The 19809-nt window shown below is 63.8% G+C and carries 19 protein-coding genes and 1 tRNA gene; 10 read left to right on the top strand and 10 right to left on the bottom strand.

From position 1 onward, the window contains the following. Positions 1–4: 4 nt before the first annotated feature. The 4 genes from NKH71_RS05980 to NKH71_RS05965 all read right to left on the bottom strand — a co-directional run bounded on the left by NKH71_RS05980 (position 5) and on the right by NKH71_RS05965 (position 4961). The gene (locus NKH71_RS05980; RefSeq protein ID WP_352894646.1) at positions 5–667 is read right to left on the bottom strand and encodes an aminotransferase class IV family protein; all 663 of its coding nucleotides are present in this window, start codon (positions 665–667) and stop codon (positions 5–7) included. Next, positions 616–1767 carry an aminodeoxychorismate synthase component I gene (locus NKH71_RS05975; RefSeq protein ID WP_352894645.1) on the bottom strand — a complete coding sequence of 384 codons (1152 nt, stop codon included), beginning with the start codon at positions 1765–1767 and terminating at the stop codon, positions 616–618. The genes NKH71_RS05980 and NKH71_RS05975 overlap by 52 nt, the downstream gene beginning before the upstream one ends. A 158-nt stretch (positions 1768–1925) precedes the next feature. Beyond that, a complete protein-coding gene (locus NKH71_RS05970) occupies positions 1926–2558 on the bottom strand; it encodes a helix-hairpin-helix domain-containing protein (protein WP_502900339.1) in 633 nt (210 codons plus the stop codon). 567 nt (positions 2559–3125) lie between these two features. After that, the gene (locus tag NKH71_RS05965) at positions 3126–4961 is read right to left on the bottom strand and encodes a M3 family oligoendopeptidase (protein ID WP_352481949.1); all 1836 of its coding nucleotides are present in this window, start codon (positions 4959–4961) and stop codon (positions 3126–3128) included. A 153-nt stretch (positions 4962–5114) separates the two neighbouring features. On the opposite strand from NKH71_RS05965, the gene NKH71_RS05960 reads away from it, so the two are divergent. The 3 genes from NKH71_RS05960 to NKH71_RS05950 all read left to right on the top strand — a co-directional run bounded on the left by NKH71_RS05960 (position 5115) and on the right by NKH71_RS05950 (position 9065). Next, complete coding sequence (locus NKH71_RS05960; RefSeq protein ID WP_352894643.1) at positions 5115–6677, top strand: sigma-54-dependent transcriptional regulator; 1563 nt, start codon at positions 5115–5117, stop codon at positions 6675–6677. A gap of 359 nt (positions 6678–7036) precedes the next feature. Continuing rightward, positions 7037–8887, top strand: coding sequence for a peptidoglycan L,D-endopeptidase MepK (gene mepK / locus NKH71_RS05955; RefSeq protein WP_352790788.1), 1851 nt, complete (start codon positions 7037–7039; stop codon positions 8885–8887). A 104-nt stretch (positions 8888–8991) separates the two neighbouring features. Beyond that, positions 8992–9065: transfer RNA gene (locus NKH71_RS05950), tRNA-Gln, on the top strand. A 42-nt stretch (positions 9066–9107) separates the two neighbouring features. Here NKH71_RS05950 and NKH71_RS05945 read toward each other — a convergent pair. Continuing rightward, positions 9108–9746, bottom strand: coding sequence for a 2-dehydro-3-deoxy-phosphogluconate aldolase (locus tag NKH71_RS05945; RefSeq protein ID WP_352481952.1), 639 nt, complete (start codon positions 9744–9746; stop codon positions 9108–9110). A gap of 169 nt (positions 9747–9915) precedes the next feature. On the opposite strand from NKH71_RS05945, the gene trhO reads away from it, so the two are divergent. Then, positions 9916–10836, top strand: a complete 921-nt coding sequence (gene trhO, locus NKH71_RS05940) for an oxygen-dependent tRNA uridine(34) hydroxylase TrhO (RefSeq protein ID WP_352790786.1) — start codon at positions 9916–9918, stop codon at positions 10834–10836. Between the two features lie 22 nt (positions 10837–10858). On the opposite strand, the gene NKH71_RS05935 is transcribed toward trhO, so the two are convergent. Continuing rightward, positions 10859–11218 carry a YybH family protein gene (locus NKH71_RS05935; RefSeq protein ID WP_023720199.1) on the bottom strand — a complete coding sequence of 120 codons (360 nt, stop codon included), beginning with the start codon at positions 11216–11218 and terminating at the stop codon, positions 10859–10861. Between the two features lie 277 nt (positions 11219–11495). Between NKH71_RS05935 and NKH71_RS05930 the strand changes: the two genes are divergently transcribed. Then, complete coding sequence (locus NKH71_RS05930) at positions 11496–12242, top strand: tellurite resistance TerB family protein (RefSeq protein ID WP_352481956.1); 747 nt, start codon at positions 11496–11498, stop codon at positions 12240–12242. A gap of 223 nt (positions 12243–12465) precedes the next feature. Beyond that, on the top strand, positions 12466–13221 hold the full coding sequence (locus NKH71_RS05925) for an SDR family oxidoreductase (RefSeq protein ID WP_352481957.1): 756 nt from the start codon (positions 12466–12468) through the stop codon (positions 13219–13221). Between the two features lie 124 nt (positions 13222–13345). Here NKH71_RS05925 and NKH71_RS05920 read toward each other — a convergent pair whose 3' ends face one another. Then, on the bottom strand, positions 13346–13726 hold the full coding sequence (locus NKH71_RS05920) for a YciI family protein (protein WP_352481958.1): 381 nt from the start codon (positions 13724–13726) through the stop codon (positions 13346–13348). A gap of 28 nt (positions 13727–13754) precedes the next feature. Then, positions 13755–14939, bottom strand: coding sequence for a pyridoxal phosphate-dependent aminotransferase (locus NKH71_RS05915; RefSeq protein WP_352481960.1), 1185 nt, complete (start codon positions 14937–14939; stop codon positions 13755–13757). An 82-nt stretch (positions 14940–15021) separates the two neighbouring features. Between NKH71_RS05915 and NKH71_RS05910 the strand changes: the two genes are divergently transcribed. The 4 genes from NKH71_RS05910 to denD all read left to right on the top strand — a co-directional run bounded on the left by NKH71_RS05910 (position 15022) and on the right by denD (position 17953). Further along, a complete protein-coding gene (locus tag NKH71_RS05910; RefSeq protein ID WP_352790782.1) occupies positions 15022–15708 on the top strand; it encodes a GNAT family N-acetyltransferase in 687 nt (228 codons plus the stop codon). A gap of 13 nt (positions 15709–15721) precedes the next feature. Further along, positions 15722–16705 carry a cation diffusion facilitator family transporter gene (locus tag NKH71_RS05905; protein ID WP_023720205.1) on the top strand — a complete coding sequence of 328 codons (984 nt, stop codon included), beginning with the start codon at positions 15722–15724 and terminating at the stop codon, positions 16703–16705. A gap of 62 nt (positions 16706–16767) precedes the next feature. Continuing rightward, complete coding sequence (locus tag NKH71_RS05900) at positions 16768–16974, top strand: hypothetical protein (protein ID WP_031194351.1); 207 nt, start codon at positions 16768–16770, stop codon at positions 16972–16974. Position 16975: 1 nt separating this feature from the next. Beyond that, positions 16976–17953 carry a D-erythronate dehydrogenase gene (denD, locus tag NKH71_RS05895; RefSeq protein ID WP_352590598.1) on the top strand — a complete coding sequence of 326 codons (978 nt, stop codon included), beginning with the start codon at positions 16976–16978 and terminating at the stop codon, positions 17951–17953. A 25-nt stretch (positions 17954–17978) separates the two neighbouring features. On the opposite strand, the gene NKH71_RS05890 is transcribed toward denD, so the two are convergent. Beyond that, positions 17979–19133: a nickel/cobalt transporter gene (locus NKH71_RS05890; protein ID WP_352790812.1), complete on the bottom strand. Its 1155-nt coding sequence runs from the start codon at positions 19131–19133 to the stop codon at positions 17979–17981. Then, positions 19130–19798 carry a DUF1007 family protein gene (locus NKH71_RS05885; protein ID WP_352790780.1) on the bottom strand — a complete coding sequence of 223 codons (669 nt, stop codon included), beginning with the start codon at positions 19796–19798 and terminating at the stop codon, positions 19130–19132. The genes NKH71_RS05890 and NKH71_RS05885 overlap by 4 nt, the downstream gene beginning before the upstream one ends. Positions 19799–19809 lie beyond the last annotated feature (11 nt).

Below are 19809 nucleotides of genomic sequence, written 5' to 3'. Positions count from 1 at the left end.
TGCTTCAGCCCAGCCGCGCCGGGATCAATCCGCGCAGCGAGTTGCCGACGAACAGCGCCTTGGCCGATTTCAGTTCGCTCCATGTGTAGATTGCTTCGCGGGCGCGGCCTTGATCCAGCAGTTCGCCGCGCAGGACGCCAGGCAGCAGGCCGCAATCGAGCCGCGGCGTGGCCAGCACGCCGTCGCCGAATTCGGCAAAGACATTGGTGATCGTGCCCTCGCAGATTTCGCCGCGCTCATTGGCGAGCAGCACCTCGTCGGCCCGGCCGGCGAGATATTCGGCGCGGGCGCGCGTATAGATTTGTCGGCGGCTGGTCTTGTGGCGCAGCAGCATATCGCTCGAATCAAGCCGCACGCGCGCCAGCTGCACGGTCCAGACCTTGTCTGCGGCGAGCGGCGCGTAGGGCTGCACCGAAACCGCTACATCGCCCTTGCGCGACAGGACGAGGCGAGTGCGCAACGCAATGTGCTGGCGGCCGACCGCATTCATCAGCGCTTCACCGACCCGTTGCGGGCCGCAGCCGAAGCCGAGTTCGTCTGCCGAGCCGTAAAGCCGCGCGAGATGGCGGTCGAAACGGAGGAAACCCGAGCCGGGTTCCCAGCGCATTGTTTCGATCAGTTCGAGATCGGCAGTGTTCCCGTCGCGAAACGGGCTTTCAGCAGACACTCCTGGTACTCCTCTTCGGCTGTCGAATCGAAGACGACGCCACCGCCGACATTGTAGACTGCCTCGCCATTGGCAAAGAGCGAGATGGTGCGGATCGCCACCGAAAAGCGCATCCGGCCGCCGGGGGCGATCCAGCCTATGGCGCCGCAATAGACATCGCGCGGGCCACCTTCCAGCTCGCGCAGGATCTCCATGGCACGGATCTTCGGCGCGCCGGTGATCGAACCGCAGGGGAACAGCGCGGCGAAAATCTGGCGGATGGCGAGGCCGGGCAAAAGTTTCGCCCGCACGCGGCTCACCATCTGGTGGACCGTCGGGTAGCTCTCGATGCGGAAAAGCTCCGGCACATCGAGCGTGCCAACCTCGCTGATCAGTGAGATATCGTTGCGCAGGAGATCGACGATCATCCGGTTCTCGGCCTGGTTCTTCTCGTCGTTGCGCAAGAACGCTTTCAGGCGATCGTCCTCCGCCTTGGTGGCGCCGCGCGGCGCAGTGCCTTTCATCGGATGCGTCTCGATCATGCCTTCCGCGTCGACCTCGAAGAACAGTTCCGGCGAACGCGACAAGACGATCGGATCGCCAAGCGCGACCAGCGCCCCATACTTCACCGGCTGGCGTTCGGTCAGCGCGTTGAAGGCGTCCAGCGGATCGCCCGACCATTGCGCGTGGACCGGAAAGGTCAGATTGCCCTGGTAGCAGTCGCCCTTGCGGATGTGGTCATGCAGCCTGGCAAAGCGTTTGGCGTAGTCGTCCGAGGACCAGGCTGCCTTGGGGTCGAAGATTGGGCCGTTGCTAGCCGGCAGATCGCCTGGCGCGACGGTCTCTTCGACCGGCGGGTCGAACACGCCGAGGCAGAAAAGCCGGGCGCGGCGGCCGGCTGGCAGCAGCGGAACGAGCTTGGGCTCGAGCAGGTAGCCGGCCTCGTAGGAGAAATAGCCGGCCAGCCATTTGCCGCCATCATGTGCAGCCTGCGCGGCTTCAAGCGCCGGCAGGAAGTCCGCCTCGCCATGCGCCGAGATGATCTCGGCCGGCCGGTCGAAAACGAGCTGACGCGCGGTCTCGTCGTTCCGGAAAATTGCAAAGGGCAGGGGCAGGGACATAAGGCTCGGATGCTGCGGTCACCAGCGATCGATCTATATGGGGGCTCGACCGTGCGCAATCGAGGGAACGGCGTCTCAAGACGCAAAGGCGCGGCGGGGCAAAAACAAAAGCGGCGCCCGAGAGCGCCGCCTTGTTCCAAATGCCGCCTTGCGATGGATCAGGTGTTGCTGGCTTCCCCCGCGGTCGGGAAGCGGCGCGCAAATTCCTTTTCGTCGCCGGCGGCAAGCAGTTTCGCCTGCTCGATCCAGCGTTCACGTTCGATGCGGCCGTCGAAATTCAACGTCGCCTCGATCCGCCTGACATCGTCGGGCGTCCAGGCGGCGATCTGGGCATAGGTCGTGACCCCAAGCCCTTTGAGCAGCCGCTCGTTGGTCGGGCCGATGCCGATCAGGCGACGCAGATCGTTGGCTTTGCCCGCCGCTGCGGTCGTTGCGTTGCCGGTCGCGGCTTTCTTTGCCGCCGGCGCAGCCTTGCTTGCCGCTGGCGCAGTCTTTTTTGCCGCTGGCGCAGTCTTGGTGCGGCGCTCGCTTTCGATGCAGCCGGCTTCGGCGTCGCCGTTTTCGCCGCACTTGCGCGTGGCGCGGTCGCAGCCTTGGCCGTTGCAGATTTCTTCGGCGCCGGTTTGGCCGGCGCGGATGTCGACATCAGGGTTGACGGTGCCTGCATCGCCGCCTTGGTTGCGCCGGCCTTGGCGGCTGGCGCCTTGGCTGTTGCCGCCTTCGCGGTTGGCGCCTTGGCGGCCGGCGCCTCGCCCAGCCGCCGCTCGAGGTCGGCGCGGGCGCGGCCGCATTCATCCAACTCACCGGTCAGGCGGTCGCTATCGGCCCGCAATCTGTCACGTTCGCTGCGCGTGCGGTCGAGATCGCCGCGCAAACTGTCGAGTTCGCCACGCAGGCGTCCCCAAATGAACCAGCCAACCAACACACCTACCAGGAACGCCAGGAGCATGTAGAAAAAAGTGCCCATTGTCTTTCTCTCTCCAGTCCGATCCGTCCGCCCTGGCCTGTGGAGCCATGACCTCGGCGAAGGACCATTCGATGGTGGTTCCGCAATTTGCAGAACAGCCGGCTTCGATCGAGCTGTCGGCGACCGGTTTGCCCCTGGCCAACAACCGTTGTCGCATCCGCCGACGCGCCATGACCGGTCGGGACTTTCCGACCGGATCCATTCGTGCCCGGCTGAGCTTGAGGGCGGACGCTATCATACAGCTTACGGGAATCTAACGGAAAACTTCCATGGAAAGTTATTTAAGAACAAATATCCAAGACAAGAATAGAACCATCGTCAATATGCATTGCAGCTAAACTGTTCTGGAAAACCCGGTCACCCGGTGTTGCGCATCACCCAGTGTTGCGCATCACTTGTCCAGTGCTTCCAGCTCGTCGATCAGTCCGCTGATCACACCAAGCCCGATCTGCCAGAAGGCAGGGTCCGCCGCGTCAAGGCCGAACGGCGCCAGAAGCTCGGAATGATGCTTGGTGCCGCCGGCGCGCAGCATGGCAAAATATTTCTCCTGAAAGCCGCGCTCGGCGTTCTGGTAGACCGCGTAGAGCGAGTTCACCAGGCAATCGCCGAATGCATAGGCATAGACGTAGAAAGGCGAGTGGATGAAGTGCGGGATATAGGTCCAGAAAACCTCGTACCCCTCGCGTAGCTTGATCGCCGGCCCGAGGCTTTCCGCCTGCACTTCCAGCCAGAATTGGCCGAGCTTGTCGGAGGTCAATTCGCCGCTCTTGCGCTCGGCATGCACCTTGCGCTCGAACTCGTAGAAGGCGACCTGGCGCACGACCGTGTTGATCATGTCCTCGACCTTCTGGGCGAGCATGGCCTTGCGTTCGCGCTTGTCGGTGGTCTGCTCGAGCAACGAGCGAAAGGTCAGCATTTCGCCGAACACCGATGCGGTTTCGGCCAGCGTCAGCGGCGTCGACGCCATCAGGGCGCCCTGGCCGCCGGCCAGCACCTGGTGCACGCCGTGGCCGAGCTCGTGCGCCAGCGTCATCACGTCGCGCGGCTTGCCCATGTAGTTGAGCAACACATAAGGATGCGCCGAAGGCACGGTCGGATGGGCGAAGGCACCAGGCGACTTGCCGGGTCTCACCGGTGCATCGATCCAGTTGCGGTCGAAGAAAGTTCTGGCGATCTCCGCCATGTCGGGTGAAAAGCGCTGATAGGCGGAAAGCACGGTGTTCTTGGCCTCGTCCCAGCCGATGACCGCCTGCGGGGTCTCCGGCAGGGGCGCGTTTCGGTCCCAATGGTTCATCACGTCCATGCCGAGCCAGCGCGCCTTCATCGCATAATAGCGATGCGACAGGCGCGGATAGGCGTCGCGAACCGCCGCGGCGAGTGCGTCCACCACGCTGCGTTCGACGCGGTTGGCGAGATGGCGGGAATCGGCAATGTCCTCGAAGCCCCGCCAGCGGTCGGAGATCTCCTTGTCCTTGGCCAGCGTGTTGGTAATCAGCGTGAAGACGCGCAAATTCTTGCGGAAAGTTGCGGCCAGCGCTTCGGACGCCCGGCGGCGCACCTCGCCGTCGGCGTCCTGCAGGCGATTGAGCGCCGGCTCAAGCGTCAACTCCTCGCCGTCGAGGCCGAAGCGCAAATCGGTCATCGTCTCGTCGAACAGGCGGTTCCAGGCCCCGCGCCCGGTGATCGACTTTTCGTGGAAGAGTTGCTCGATGCGGTCTTCGAGCTGATATGGCTTGTCCTTGCGCAGATCGAGCACCCAGGGCCGGTAGTGGGCGAAGGCCGGATCGGCGGCGAGTGCGTTTTCGATCGCGCCATCGTCGATGAGGTTCAGCTCGAGCGCGAAAAACAGCAGGTGCGCGCTGGCATCGGTCATCTTTTCCTGGATGTCGCCATAGAGCTTGGCGCGCTGCGGATCCGACGTGTTGCCGGCATAGACAAGCCCGGCATAGGAGACGATCCGGCCGATCAGCTCCTCCAGCGCTTCATAGGCCTGGAGCGCCTCGCCCAGCCTGCCGGCGCTGCCACGCCCGGCCTCGGCGGCGAGCGTGCCTTTCCAACGGCTCTCGAAGGCGATGGCATCGGCGGCGGCCTTGGCGATGTCGCGCTTCAACTCGGGCGCTTCCATGCCCGAATAGAGATCGGCCAGATTCCATTCCGGCAGGTCGCCAAGCTCCGCCACGCCCTGACTGGACGCCGCCGCCAGCTTTCGAGCAAAAACCATGCGCATTGCCGATCCTTCCAGACACGAAAATTCGAGGAAACGAGAAGCCGGTCAAATCCTAAGGAATTCATTCACCGGGTTTTTTGAAAGCTTATTTAGAACCCTGTGCCAAGATGATCCATAGGGGCGCGTTCTTGGGCGGGCACGGTCGGATCAGTCATGGCAGCTTCCATACTCATAGTCGATGACGATCCGGTGCAGCGCAGGCTGCTCGAGGCGGCGGTGACGAAATTCGGCCACACCGCGATCGTCGCCGATGGCGGCGAGGCCGGTCTCGATGTTGTCGACGGGCCTAATGCGCGCGACGTCTCGGTGGTCATCCTCGACCTGATGATGCCGGGCCTCGATGGCATCGGCGTGCTGAAGGCAATGCGCGAGCGCGGCATCCACATTCCCGTCATCGTGCAGACCGCCCAGGGCGGCATCGAAACCGTCGTTTCGGCAATGCGTCACGGCGCCTTCGACTTCGTCGTCAAGCCGGCCTCTCCCGACAGGCTGCAGGCGTCGATCGGCAATGCCCTCAAGGTCGAAGCGCTCGAAGGCGAAGTGAAGCGCTCGTCACGGCAGCGCGGCGGCCATCTGACGTTCAAGGACATGATCACTCACAGTCCGGCGATGGATCGGGTGATCCGGCTCGGCCGCAAGGCGGCGGCGTCCAACATCCCGATCCTGATCGAGGGTGAATCCGGCGTCGGCAAGGAACTGGTGGCGCGCGCCATCCAGGGCAGCGGCGACCGCCGCTCGAAACCCTTCGTCACCGTCAATTGCGGCGCCATCCCCGACAATCTGGTCGAATCGATCCTGTTCGGTCACGAAAAGGGCTCGTTCACCGGCGCCACCGAAAAACACACCGGCAAGTTCGTCGAAGCGCATTCGGGCACGCTGTTCCTCGACGAAATCGGCGACCTGCCGCTCGACGTGCAGGTCAAGCTGTTGCGCGCCGTACAGGACGGCGAAGTCGATCCGGTTGGCGGGCGCTCGACCGTCAGGGTCGACATCAGGCTGATCTCGGCAACCCATCGCAACCTGCTGCAGCAGGTCAAGGACGGCAAGTTCCGCGAGGATCTGTTCTATCGTCTGAACGTCTATCCGATCTTCGTGCCGCCATTGCGCGACCGTCGCGACGACATTCCCCATCTGGTCGAGCACTTCATGGAGAAGGTGGCGCCCGCCGATCCGCGCCACCGTCTGCGAGGCATCTCGGCTGCGGCGCTCGCCATGCTGCAGGCCTATGACTGGCCGGGCAATATAAGGCAGCTCGAAAATGCCGTCTTCCGGGCTTCGGTGCTCGCCGAGGGCGACATGCTGACCGAAGAAGAGTTCCCGCAGATCCGGGCGCAGGTCGAGGGCACGGTCAATCTCGATGCGGATATCGCCTCGCCAGCTTCAGGGGGGCCAGCTTCAGGGTGGCCAGCTTCCGGATTGGCTTCGGGCAGCCTGCCGCGTGATAACGTCCCGGCCGCCGTCGGCGCCGCCGTGGCCGAGCCCGACGCGCCGGCCAGACACCGCTTCGGCACGCTGCGGGCGCTCGACGAGCGCGGCAATGTGCGTGCGCTGGCCGATGTCGAGCTCGAAATGATCAAGCTCGCCATCGACCACTACAACGGCCAGATGAGCGAGGTCGCCCGCCGCCTCGGCATCGGCCGGTCGACGCTCTACCGCAAGCTCAAGGAATACGGCATCGACCCGGAGACCGGCCGTGTCGAGAGGCTCGCTTCCTGAGTCACAGGGCCAAGCCGGTTCTCATCCGGACATCATTCCAGGCAACTGGGTCTCGTAATGACGTGTTCGCCGCAATGTTCACGTATTAAGGCGGACGGTAACAGATCGTGTTTCGAGCTGGCGCCAAAACATGATCTAAACCAGCGGTTTACCAAGATCTCCTGCGCAATATTTTTGGCGGGATATCGCCACGGTGTTACCGCATTTCGGCTTCAATAAGCGATGATTAACCATTAGGATCGATATTCGGATGCACATCTAACGCATCCGTTTGGTCAAATCCGGGGACAAAACGGCAGCCTGCAAGGCCTTTTGATTTGAACAGAATCGAACGACACAAAAACGGGCGGCATTATCACATGAGCGTCTGGCCGAGATGGCTGGCAGCGGTGATTGTTGCCGTCGGGTTCCTTGCAGCGGCGGCAACCGGCGCCAGCGCCGAGACACGTTCGCTGAAGCTCTATCATCTCCACACGCATGAAAAGGCGGAGATCGTCTACAAGCGCAACGGCCGCTACGATCAAGCGGGCTTGCGAAAGATCAACATCATCCTGCGCGACTGGCGTCGCAACGAGCCGACCAAGATGGATCCGCGCCTGCTGGACCTGGTCTGGGAAGCCTATCGGGAGAGCGGCGCCACCGACTATATCCAGGTCGTCTGCGGTTATCGTTCGCCGTCGACGAATTCGATGCTGCGCAGCCGCAGCAGGGGCGTCGCCGAGAAGAGCCAGCACATGCTCGGCAGGGCGATGGATTTCTACATTCCCGGTGTGCCGCTGAAGAAGCTGCGCGACATCGGCCTCAGGATGCAGGGCGGCGGCGTCGGCTATTATCCCAGCTCCGGCTCGCCCTTCGTGCATATGGATGTCGGCAATGTGCGCCACTGGCCCGGCATCAGCCGCCAGGAACTGGCGCGCGTGTTCCCCAACGGCAAGACGCTGCATGTGCCGAGCGACGGCAAGCCGCTGCCCGGTTATCAACAGGCGCTCGCCTCCTACAAGGCCCGTAAGGGCGCCGGCGCGCCGGCCATCGAACTGGCCAGCGCAAGCGGCGGTGGAAAAAAATCCCGCAGCTTCCTGGCAGCCTTCTTCGGCGGCGGCGACGACGAGGCGGACGACAGCGCCGATGTGGCGATGGCCGAGCCAGCGCCAAAGCCCCGCAACGTGAAGCCGGCGCCGTCGGCCAAGAGCAGCAATCTGCCTGGCATCGCCATCGTGGCGCCTCGGGATGCCAAGCGTGCCGAGATTCCGGAAGTCGCCGATGCTCCGGCGCCTGCGCCTGAACCGGAGAACGACACGCCGGAGACGATCATCGCGGCATTGCCGGCGCGCAGCATTCCGCTGCCGGATTTTGCTCCGCGCCCGAAGGCCGACATCGGTGCCCAGCCGCCTGAAAACGTTCCGTTCGGCGTGGCGGATGCGACTGCATCCACCGAACAGGCGGTGGCAACCGCGCAAGCGCCGGCAAGTGTGGCGTCGGCAAGTGTTCCGTTCGGCATGGCAGACGCGTCGGCTACGGCCGGCCCGGTGCAGGTCGCGACAAACAACATTCCCGTGCCGAGTTGGCGGCCCGATCATTCGCTGCCGGCCGATCTTTCGTCGGCTGGTCTTGCGCCGCAGGACAAGCAAGTATTGCTGGCGCTCGCGAGTGCGGCCGAGCGGAGCAACACCGCCACCGATGCATTCTCGGTATTGCCGTCGGCGCGGCCCGACAGTTCGCAGCCCGACGAGGTCAAGGCCGTTCTGGAACGGGTCAGCGCGACCGACGAATACAAAGTCGCTTCGCTTTCCGAGCAAGCGTCGGTGTTCGAGGAACCGGCGAGTGACGACGCATCGAGCGACGGGGCGTCGCCGCGCAAGGCCATCGTTGCCCGCCCGGCCGGCTCCGACCCGACGGCCGTCATCGGCGCGGGCGTGAAGACCACACGCAAGGAACCCAGGGCCACCGCCCGCGACCTGAAACCAGGCCCCAAGCCGGTGGTGGTCGCTGCCGCGCCGCAGGCTGCCCGTTGGGCGCTGCACAGCGGCGAGTATGTCGCGACCGTTTCAGACGCGACAACGGCGCCGCGCTACGCTTACGACTTCGTCCGTACGGCACCGAGCGAGGTCTATACCGTCGGCTTCCAGCCGGGCAACGAGATGGCCGACGCCAACCGGTTCACCGGCAAGGCCGTCAAGTTCATGTCGGTGGCCCGCTTCCAGACCGAATAACAGCTGGGCAAATATCGTAGAGGCCGCGCTGGCAACCGGCGCGGCTGCCGCCACCGCCGGCACTGGCTTCCTTCGTGCCGGGATGCTAACCAAGGTCAGCATTCTCCCGCTTCGTCTAATGGTAGGACAGCGCCCTTTGAAGGCGTGAATCGTGGTTCGAGCCCATGAGCGGGAACCAGCCGGCGAACCAGATCGGCAGCAGGCCAGATCGGCGGCGATGCTAGCGCCCGAGCTTGCTCGCGGCGCGCGCCAAGGCTTCGATCTCGTCCCATTTGCCGGCCTTGACCAGATCGTCCGGCGCCACCCAGGAACCGCCGACGCAGATGACGTTGGGCAGGCTGAGATAGTCGGCGGCATTCTGGCCGGTGATACCGCCGGTCGGGCAGAATTTCACGTCGGCGAGCGGCGAGGCGAAGGCCTTGAGCGAGGCGATGCCGCCCGACTGTTCGGCCGGGAAGAATTTCAGAAAGCGCAGGCCGGCTTCGCGCGCGGCCATGACCTCTCCCGGCGTGATGGCACCGGGCAGCAACGGCACTTCGCTGTCCTTGGCTGCCGCGAGAAGCTCGCGGGTGATGCCGGGGCTGACGATGAACTTCGAACCGGCGGCCGCCGCCTCGCCGAACTGGCGGGCGTCCAGGATGGTGCCGGCGCCGACGACGGCGTCTTCGACCTCGCCCGCCACCCGGCGGATCGCCTCCAGCGCGTCGGCGGTGCGCAGCGTAATCTCGATCGCCGGCAGGCCGCCGCGGGCCAACGCCCGGGCCAGCGGCACCGCGTCGGCGGGATTGGCGATCTTCAGCACCGGTATGACCGGCTGGCCGTTGAGGAGCGACAGGAGCTTTTCGGTCGTGCTGGGCATTCGTCGTCTCTCCTCTGTTGATCAAGTCGACCGGTTAGCAGAAGGCGGTTTTTCTGTCCACGAAACGCGGCGTGTCGCGATGTCACGCGTGGTGTTCGAAACCCGTCGCGGGCAGACCGCTCCCGGCTCTGCCTTGATCCGGCTGTCGTGAGCGTTTAGTGGCTTGGAGATGACACTGTCCAGCCAAGCCTTCCGTGTTGCCGCGCTTTACCGCTTCGCCCGGCTCGACACCTTCGAGGCGCTGCGCGCGCCGCTCGCCGCCTTCTGCCGCGCATGCGGCATCAAAGGCACGCTGCTTTTGGCGCGTGAGGGCATCAACGGCACGGTCGCCGGCAGTGAAGCGGCAATCGCCGCGCTCATCCATCATCTCGAATCCATCGAAGGTCTCGCCGGCCTCGAGATTAAATACAGCAGCGCCGCAGCGATGCCGTTCCACCGCATGAAGGTGCGGCTGAAGCGCGAGATCGTCACCATGGGGGTGGACAATATCGATCCGGCGGCAGGTGCAGGCAGCTATGTTGCGCCGGCCGACTGGAACGCATTGATCTCGGATGCAGGCACCATCGTCATCGATACGCGCAACGCCTACGAGGTATCGCTCGGCACCTTCAAGGGCGCTGTCGATCCCGCCACTGCCAGCTTTCGCGAATTCCCGGCCTGGGTCGAGCAGCATCGGCATGAGCTCGAGGGGCGCAAGGTCGCCATGTTCTGCACCGGCGGCATACGCTGCGAGAAGGCGACGGCCTATGTGAAGTCGCTTGGCTTCGAGGATGTTTTCCACCTCAAGGGCGGCATTCTGAAGTATCTCGAAGACGTGCCCGCCGAACAGAGCCTCTGGCAAGGCGAATGCTTCGTGTTCGACGAGCGCGTTTCGGTATCGCACGGGTTGGTCGAAGGCGAGGCCGAACTCTGCCGCGCCTGCCGGCATCCGCTAGCCGCAGAAGACCGGCTGTCGCTGGAATATGCAACCGGCGTTTCATGCCCGCATTGCTTCGATGCCCGCTCGGAGGAGGATCGCGCCCGCTATGCCGAGCGCCAGCGCCAGGTCGAGCTGGCGCAAGCGCGCGGCGATCGTCACATCGGAAGTTAGCTTCACGTCAAGCAACTTCACGTTAAGCAACAGAGAAGCGATCGATGACCCACAGCCATGTCCCGTCGTTCTGCCGGCGTGCGACCTCGGTGGTGATCGTGCCGTCGGGAAGCCGGGTCGAGGTGAGCGCGAGGTCGCCATTGATGACAGCCGGACGCTGATCTCCGGACTGAAATTTTCGGCCGGTTGCGGTGATCTCCGCGAACAGCGTTTGGATGGCTTCGCGGCCGAACGTCAGTTGTCCGCCACCGCTGTCGATGACTGCATGCGGCTCAAAAAGCGCGGCCATGCCGTCAATGTCTCCGACCCATTGCCGTGAAATCAGCAGGCGCTCCAGTTCCTGGGGATCGCGTGCCGGCTGGCGGTCAGTCTCATCGGTCATGCCAGGCTCCTCGCAAGCGACATGCCGCGACATTACTCGAAGTCGGGGCTGGTTTCGACACTTCCAAGGTCCACAGCACTGCATGTTTTTAGGGTGCGGAAGGAGGCTGAAGCAGTTTGATTTCCGTGTGAAATCCCAGCAGATGTCGGTGCGAGGTCACGCGTGGCAGCGGGCAAAAGGATGCACCGCGTCATTGTAATGTCAAACTGCGGGACCTAGGTCTTCGACGTGCAAACCTGCCCGCGCACCTTCGGCCGGGCCAATTCTGGAGGCATAGATGTTCGATCCCAAGAAGCTTCTCGACGACCTGCTCGGCTCGCAAGTTCCCGGTACCGGATCGACCGTCCGCGACAAGGCGGGGCAGGCGGTGCAGATGGCCAAGGACAATCCGCTTGCCGCCGGTGCGCTGGCCGCGGTGCTGCTCGGAACCGGCCCAGGCCGTCAGGTCACCGGTGCGGCGGTGAAGCTCGGCGGCCTGGCCGCGATCGGCGGCCTCGCCTACAAGGCCTACCAGAACTACAAGAATGGCAACGCGCCGGCCGAAACGCAAGCCGCCGGCGAACCGGAATTGCTGCCGCCGCCGGCCGATACGGCCTTCCATCCGTCGCAAGCGCCGCAGGGCGAAGACGAATTCACGCTGACGCTGGTCAGGGCGATGATCTCGGCGGCGAAGGCCGACGGTCATGTCGATGACGAAGAGCGGCAGAAGATCGCCGGCAAGCTCAGCCTCGCCGGCGTCGGCGCCGAAGCGGAGAAATTCCTGATGTCGGAACTGGACGCGCCGCTCGATCTGGATGTGCTGATCGCCGGCGCCAAGACCGATGCGCAAAAGCTGGAACTCTACACCGCCTCGCGTCTTGCCATCGATCCGGACACGCGGGCCGAACGCGGCTATCTCGACCTGCTTGCTGGCCGCCTCGGCCTGCCGGACGCGCTGGTCGACCATGTCGAGGCGACGGTGACGGCGGCGAAGGTGCCGGCAGCGGGCAGCACGGCCAAGCCGGTGACCGGTTCGCGCTGGTAGCTTGAAGGGGAGAGCCTCGGAGCGCTCGGCGGCATTGGCGTTAGCTCTCGTTAATCCGGTGAGCGCATGATTTCAGGCAGTCGGATCGGCTTTCCTCCTCCCAAGCCCGGTTCGGATCAGGGGCGGTCGCCAATGGCCGCCCTTTTTGCGAGCACAGGCCTTGGGCCGGCTTGCCATGGTTCCCGGCATTTGCGATGGCTCATCCCTTTCAGGGAGTACAGCCATGAGCGACTATAAAACCGCCATCGTCACCGGCGCCGGTACGGGCATCGGCAAAAGCGTCGCCACGGCGCTGCTCAAGGCCGGCTGGAATACGGTCTTCTGCGGTCGCCGCAAGCCGGTGCTGGAGGATGCGATCGCCGCGGCCGGGCCGACACAGGCCAAGGCATTGGCGGTCGCCTGCGACATCAGCAAGGCCGATCAGGTCGACGATCTGTTCGAGACGGTGGCAGCGGCCTTCGGGCGCGTCGACCTGCTCTTCAACAATGCCGGCACGAGCTACAAATCGACATTGATCGACGATATCCCGGTCGAAGTGTGGAACGACGTTGTCGGGGTCAATCTCACAGGCTCGTTCCTGTGTGCTCGCGGCGCGTTCGGCGCCATGCGCAGGCAGCAGCCGATGGGCGGCCGCATCATCAACAACGGCTCGGTATCGGCCTATGCGCCACGGCCGGGCTCGGTGCCCTATACGGCGACCAAGCACGCCATCACCGGGCTGACCAAGACGCTGGCGCTGGACGGCAGGCCCTTCGACATTGCTTGCGGTCAGATCGACATCGGCAACGCGCTGACCGACATGGCGCAGGCGATGACGGTCGGCGTGCCGCAAGCCAACGGCACCATTGCCGCCGAAGCGGTGATGGATGTCGAGCGCGTCGCCGATGCCGTCCTCCATATGGCCAGCCTGCCGCTCGACGCCAACGTCCTGTTCATGACCGTGATGGCGACCAAGATGCCGTTTGTCGGGCGAGGCTAAATTAGTCTCAACTCGGTCCTAAAAGCGCGTTGCGTTCGACCGGCCTCATGCGACGCGCTTTTAGATTCTTGTTTTTATGCATGTCGTTATCGCAAAACCGCTGCACACTTTTGCGCGACATGCATTAGGGCCGCGTGACCCGAAGCGGCACGCCGGGAAGATACAGCGAAATCGGGCGGATTTCGTAGACGGCGGTCGGATTGACGCGGCGAAGGTCGCGCGCAATGTCGACAGCGGCGTCACGGTTGGCGCAGTCGACAACATAAAGTCCCAGCAATTGTTCTTTGGTCTCGGCGAAGGGGCCGTCAACAACCATTCCGGTGCCTGGCCCGCGCAAGGTGCAGGCGTCTTGTGTCGCGCCGAGCCGCGCCGCCGGTCCGAGGGTGCCTTGCCGGTAAAGCCGATCGTTGATCTGGAGAAGATCGGTCATCAGCGCCGAATCCTGCTCCGGCGTCAGCGCCGTAATCGCTTCTTCCTCGTGATAGGCTAGAATGGCATAGAACATCTGGCGTCTCCTTTCGTCGATCGTGGCCTCACTTCGTCAGAAACGTCTCGATCCGCTCCAGCGCGCGCAGGATGTTCTCTTCGGAATTGGCGTAGGATAGCCTGACATAGCCTTCGCCGAGAATGCCGAAATCGGGGCCGCCGATCAGCGCCACGCCGGCATCCTCGAGCAGCGCCGAGGCGAGCTTCTTGGCCTTCCAGCCGGTCTTGGAAACATTGGGGAAGGCATAGAAGGCGCCTTTCGGCGTAATGCAGGAAACACCGGGCAAGGCATTCAACCCCTCGACCACGACCTTTCTGCGGCGGTCGAAGGCGCGCATCATCGTGTCGACATCGTCCTGCGGGCCGTCGATGGCGGCTATGCCGGCATACTGGCTCGGCGCGTTGACGCAGGACCAGCAATTGACCGCCAGCTTGCGCACCTTATCGTAGAGATGCGCGCCCTTGTCGCCGTTCGGCCAGATCGACCAGCCCATGCGCCAGCCGGTCATTGCCCAGGTCTTCGACCAGCCGTTGAGCACGATCAGCCGGTCGCGGGTTTCGGGGAAAGCGAGCAGCGAACAATGCGTCTCGCCGTCATAGGTCATCACGTCGTAGATCTCGTCGGAAAGGATGGCGACATCCGGGTGCGCTTCCAGGCCCTTGACCAGCTTCTCGATCTCGGCGCGCGGTGTGACGCCGCCGGTCGGATTGGCCGGCGAGTTGAGGATCAGCAGCCTGGTCTTCGGCGTGATCAGCGCCAAGGTCTCCGCGGCCGAAAAGGCAAAGCCGTTCTCCTCGCGCATCGGCACCGGGATGGGGGCGGCACCGGTGAACTCGATCATCGAGCGGTAGATCGGAAAGCCGGGATCGGGATAGAGAATTTCGGCACCCGGCTCGCCAAACATCAGGATCGCCGCGAACATGGTCGGCTTGCCGCCGGGCAGGATCATCACCGCTTCCGGCGAGACTTCGACGCCAGTGGTGGCCAGCGTGCGGCGTACCACCGCTTCGCGCGTCGCCAGCAGGCCGTTGGCCGGCGTATAGCCGTGATGGCCATCGCGTAGCGCCTTGATCGCGGCCTCGACGATATGCTGCGGCGTCTTGAAGTCGGGCTGGCCGATGCCGAGATTGACAATGTCGCGGCCCTGGTGGGCAAGTGCAGTGGCACGCGCCAGCACTGCGAACGCATTTTCCTCGCCGAGGCGGTCGAAGGCCGAAATCGTGTGGAGCATTTTTCCCGTCCGTGTGGTTCTTTCAGAGAGCGTGCGTTTTTGTGAGCGTCCGCCCGCAAAAGTCAAACGGATTGGAGTTTCGGTGTCGGAAAATCTCAAGAATTGGCAACCGCGCCCGCGGCCCGAACGCAAGTTGCTGGAGGGGCGCACTGTCAGGCTGGAGCCGCTCAACGCCGAAAAGCACGGCGACGGCCTGTTCGAGGCCTCGTCAGTGGTCGATGCCGGCGGCCGCTTCGCCTGGCTGTTCGACGACCCGCCGCAGACCCGCGCCGCCTTCCAGCCATGGCTGGACAAGGCCGAAGCCAGCGATGACCCGCTGTTCTTCACGGTCATCGACAAGGCCAGCGGCAAGGTCGCCGGGCGCCAGACGCTGATGCGCATCGATCCGGCCTATGGCGTGATCGAGATCGGCAACATCTATTGGGGACCGCTGATCTCGCGCAAGCCGGCGGCGACGGAAGCGCAGTTCCTGTTCATGAAGTACGTCTTCAACGAGCTTGGCTACCGCCGCTACGAATGGAAATGCAACAATCGCAACGAGCCGTCGAAGCGCGCGGCGGAACGTTTCGGCTTCAAGTTCGAGGGCGTTTTCCGTCAGCATCTTGTGGTCAAGGGCGAAAACCGCGATACCGCGTGGTATTCGATCATCGATAAGGAATGGCCTGATCTGCGCAGAGCCTATGAGGCGTGGCTCGATCCGGCCAATTTCGACAGCGATGGCCAGCAGAAGCGGCGGCTCGAGGATTTCCGCGCCGAGTTTGGCGCGTAGCAGGAGCTCATAGATGGCGCATACCCACGACCATGCCGCGCAGGGCCACGACCACAGTCACGGTGCCGGGCATGTGCATGGCTCGACCGACAAGAAGCGCGTGCTGATCGCGGCTTGCCTGACCGCCGGCTTCATGGTCGTCGAAGCGCTTGGCGGTCTCCTGACGGGATCGCTGGCGCTGCTGGCGGATGCCGGCCACATGCTTGCCGACTGCATTGCGCTCGGCCTTGCCTGGTATGCCTTTCATCTTGCGAGCCGGCCGGGGACCGTGCGCCTCACCTACGGCTTCGGCCGGGTCAAGACACTGGTCGCCTACACCAACGGCATCGCCATCTTCGCCATTGCGCTGTGGATCGTCTATGAGGCCTGGGGGCGTTTGCTGACGCCTGAGCCCGTGCTCGGTGGGCCGATGCTGGTCGTTGCGATCGCCGGCCTTGCGGTCAATATCGGCTCTTTCTTCGTTTTGCATGGCGGCGACCGTGACAGCTTGAACATGCGCGGCGCCATCCTGCACGTGCTCGGCGACCTGCTTGGCTCGGCCGCGGCGATCATCGCGGCGCTGATAATCCTGGCGACGGGCTGGACGCCTATTGATCCGATCCTATCGGTCCTTGTCGCGCTGCTGATCCTGTCCACGGCATGGTCGCTGATGCGCGAGGCTGCCCACGTCCTGCTCGAAGGCGTGCCGGCAAGCCTCGACCGCGACCTGATCGCGAGGGACATCGAAGGCTCGATCAAGGGCGTGCGCGAGGTGCATCACATGCATGTCTGGTCGATCGACGGTTCCAGCAACATGGCGACGTTGCATGCCTGCCTCAATGACGGCGTCGACGCGCATATGGCGGTCAGCGCGATCAAGAAACGGCTTGCGCAGGAGCATGGCATAGCCCATGCCACCGTCGAACCGGAATTCGGCCAATGTGCCGACAGCCATGAGCATGATGGCGAGCACGATCACGCGCATGATGCGGCACCGCACCGTGGCCACTATCACTGATTTCGGGAGTTCCTGGTATTGGCAACGATCGACATGAACGCCCGCTACCCTGGGGCCGCGTGATGGACCGCGACACCCGCAATGCGGCAATCGGCGCCGCCTGGATTTTGCTGCTGTTCGGCATCGCAGCCTATTATCTTCCAACCGTGATGCTGGCGGTCGGCAACGTCTCGACGGTTCTTGCCGGCGTCGTCGCCGCGATCTTCATGGTGGCAATCTTCGTCGTGTTCTGGCTGCGTAGCCGCAGCCAGCGCAAAAAGGGAAAGTGACATGCGCATTCTGATTACCGGCGCGGCAGGCATGGTCGGCCGCAAGCTCATTGCCCGGCTGGCCAAGGACGGGACACTCGGCGGCCGCAAGATCGCCGCGCTCGACCTTCACGACATCGTGCCACCGCAGGCGCCCGCCCTCGAAGGCGTCAGCATCAGCGTCCACACCGGCGACCTTGCCGCGCCGGGCGCGACGACAAATCTGGTCGCGCCGCGGCCCGACGTGATCTTCCATCTCGCCGGCGTGGTGTCGGGTGAAGCGGAGGCCAATTTCGATCTCGGCTACCGCGTCAATCTCGATGGCACAAGGGCGCTATTCGATGCCGTCCGGCTGGCGGCATTTGCGCCGCGCCTCGTCTTCACCTCATCGATCGCCGTGTTCGGCGCGCCGTTTCCCGAAATCATTCCGGACGAGTTCCACCCGACGCCGCTGACCTCTTACGGCACGCAGAAGCTGATGGGCGAGGCGCTGCTTGCCGACTATACCAGGCGTGGCTTCTTCGACGGCATCGGCATCAGGCTGCCGACCATCTGCGTCAGGCCGGGAAAGCCGAACAAGGCGGCCTCGGGTTTCTTCTCCGGCATCATCCGCGAGCCGCTGAGCGGCCATGAAGCCATCCTGCCGGTGCCGCGCTCGGTCGTCCACACACACGCCAGCCCGCGTTCGGCGGTGAATTTTTTGATCCATGCGGCTGGAATTGACGGCGCTGCAGTCGGGCCGCGCCGCAACCTGACGATGCCGGGCGTCGCCGTCAGTGTCGGCGAACAGATCGAAGCGCTGGAACGTGTTGCCGGCGCCAAGGCGGTCAAACTGATCCGCGAGGAGCCTGACGAGACGATCTGGGCGATCGTGAAGGGTTGGCCGACACGCTTCGAGGCGCGGCGCTCGAGGGAGCTTGGCTTCGCTGCCGAAACGAGCTTCGACGAGATCATACGCGTCCATATCGAGGACGAGTTGGGCGGCAGGATCCCTAGTTAAAGCACCCCGATCGGGCGCAACGAGGTCAGGCGCCAGTCAGGCTGGCCGATAGCAGCAGCAGACCGAACAGGAAGACGAAGGCGGCACCGCCGATTTCGACGAAGGAATGGATGCGGTTGCCCATGCGGCCGTCGCCGGCGAAATACACCGCCCAGTTCTTCGCGGTGACCGCAAGCGTCGCCAGAGCCGAGACGGTGATTGCGGTGCCTAACGCCATGGCCAGCACCGACAGGATACCGCCGAACCACAGCCCATTTAGCAAGGCGAAGCTCAGCACGATCAGCGCGCCGGAACAGGGGCGGATACCGACGGCAGCCACCGCCGACCAAGCCGTGCGCCAGTCGAAGCGATCGCCGGAAAGCAGCGCCGGGTCGGGCGCATGCGAGTGCCCGCAGGTCTCGCAGACCTCCCCCGCCGCATGGCTGTGGTGATCGTGCGCAGCATGGGCGTGGTCGTGTGCGCCGTGGTCATGATGGTCATGCGCATGGTCGTGATCGTCATGCGCATGAAGCGCGTGGGAATGTGCCGCATGGGCATGCGCGGAATGTGAATGGCCGGCATGTGAATGGCCGGCATGGGCAGCCGAGAGGCTGTAGCCGGGATTTGCGCCGAACAGGCGCAGGATGGCCGGGCCAGCCTTGCGCCACAGCAGCCAGGCGCCGAACAGGGTGACGAAGACATAGCTCATGATTTCGAGGAACCATGCGGCGTCGGTCATCGATATCGCGGTGCCGCGCAGCACGAAATAGGCGAGCAGCATCACCACGATCGCGGTCAGCGCCTGCAGCAGGGCCGAGACGAAGGACAGCATGATGCCGCGCCGGAGCGCCACTTCATTGGCCACCATGTAGGATGAGATCACCGCCTTGCCGTGACCGGGGCCGGCAGCGTGGAAAATGCCATAGGCAAAGGACAGGCCGATGAGCAGCCACATCTTGCTGCCGTCCTGGCGCATCGCCTTCATCGCGCCGGCAAGCGCATGATAGAATTCCTGCTGGCGCAGATTGATCCACATCAGGATGTGGGCGAACGGGCCGGTGGCGGTTGGAGCCATGCCGTCATTGGTGCCGATGCCGAGCGAGCTCTGGGCGTGGGCGGAGCCGAGGAAGTGCGTCATCACCAGGGTGGCGGCCAGAAGGCCGAATGCCAAACGCAGGGACGGTTTCGTCACTGGATCTATCCTTCCGGCTGACAGGTCAGCTCAAGCTTGGTGGCAAAGATCTTGCTCATGTCGGTGCCCGTCGGATCATTGAAGAAAGCGTCGGTCAGGGTCTTCTGGTTCTCGGCGATCGCCTCGTCCGGGTTTGGGCGGACGACCTTGCTGGTGCAGGTCGAGGGCAAGCCATCGACCTGCAGATTGGCATCCTCGGTGAAATCGATCGCGGTGTAGAAGGTCGGGTCGTAGACGCCGATATCGATCTTGCCGCTGAGCTTGATCGGCGCCTTCGGTTCAGATTCGAACAGGATGATCAACTGGTCGTTGTCGAAATTGGCCATCAGCTGCGGCGGCGGGGTCATTGCCACGTCCTTGCCGTCGACGGTGACGAGCTGGAAGTAGTTGAATTCGGCAAGCGAGGCATGGACGGTGTCGGCAACATCCTTCAGCTCCTTGTCGTCGAGCTTCAGGTCGGAATTCTTGTCGAACTCCATCATCACCGTGCTCGAAAACAAGTCGTCGAAGCGCCAGACATGGCGCAATGCCTTCACAGTTTGGTGATCCGGGCCGAGGACCACTTCGAGCCGTGCCTCGGCGAAGACGTGGGGATGCACCTCGGCCGGTCCGACGGCGGCGATAGTCGCGGTCAAGGCCGAAGCCAGCATGATTGCTTGCTGTTTCAGGTGCATTCTCGGTCGCG

This window comes from Mesorhizobium sp. M0983 (assembly GCF_040318975.1).
Taxonomy (GTDB): domain Bacteria; phylum Pseudomonadota; class Alphaproteobacteria; order Rhizobiales; family Rhizobiaceae; genus Mesorhizobium.
The sequence above is the reverse complement of the archived record's forward strand: the minus strand, read 5'-3'. Positions and strand labels throughout refer to the sequence as shown.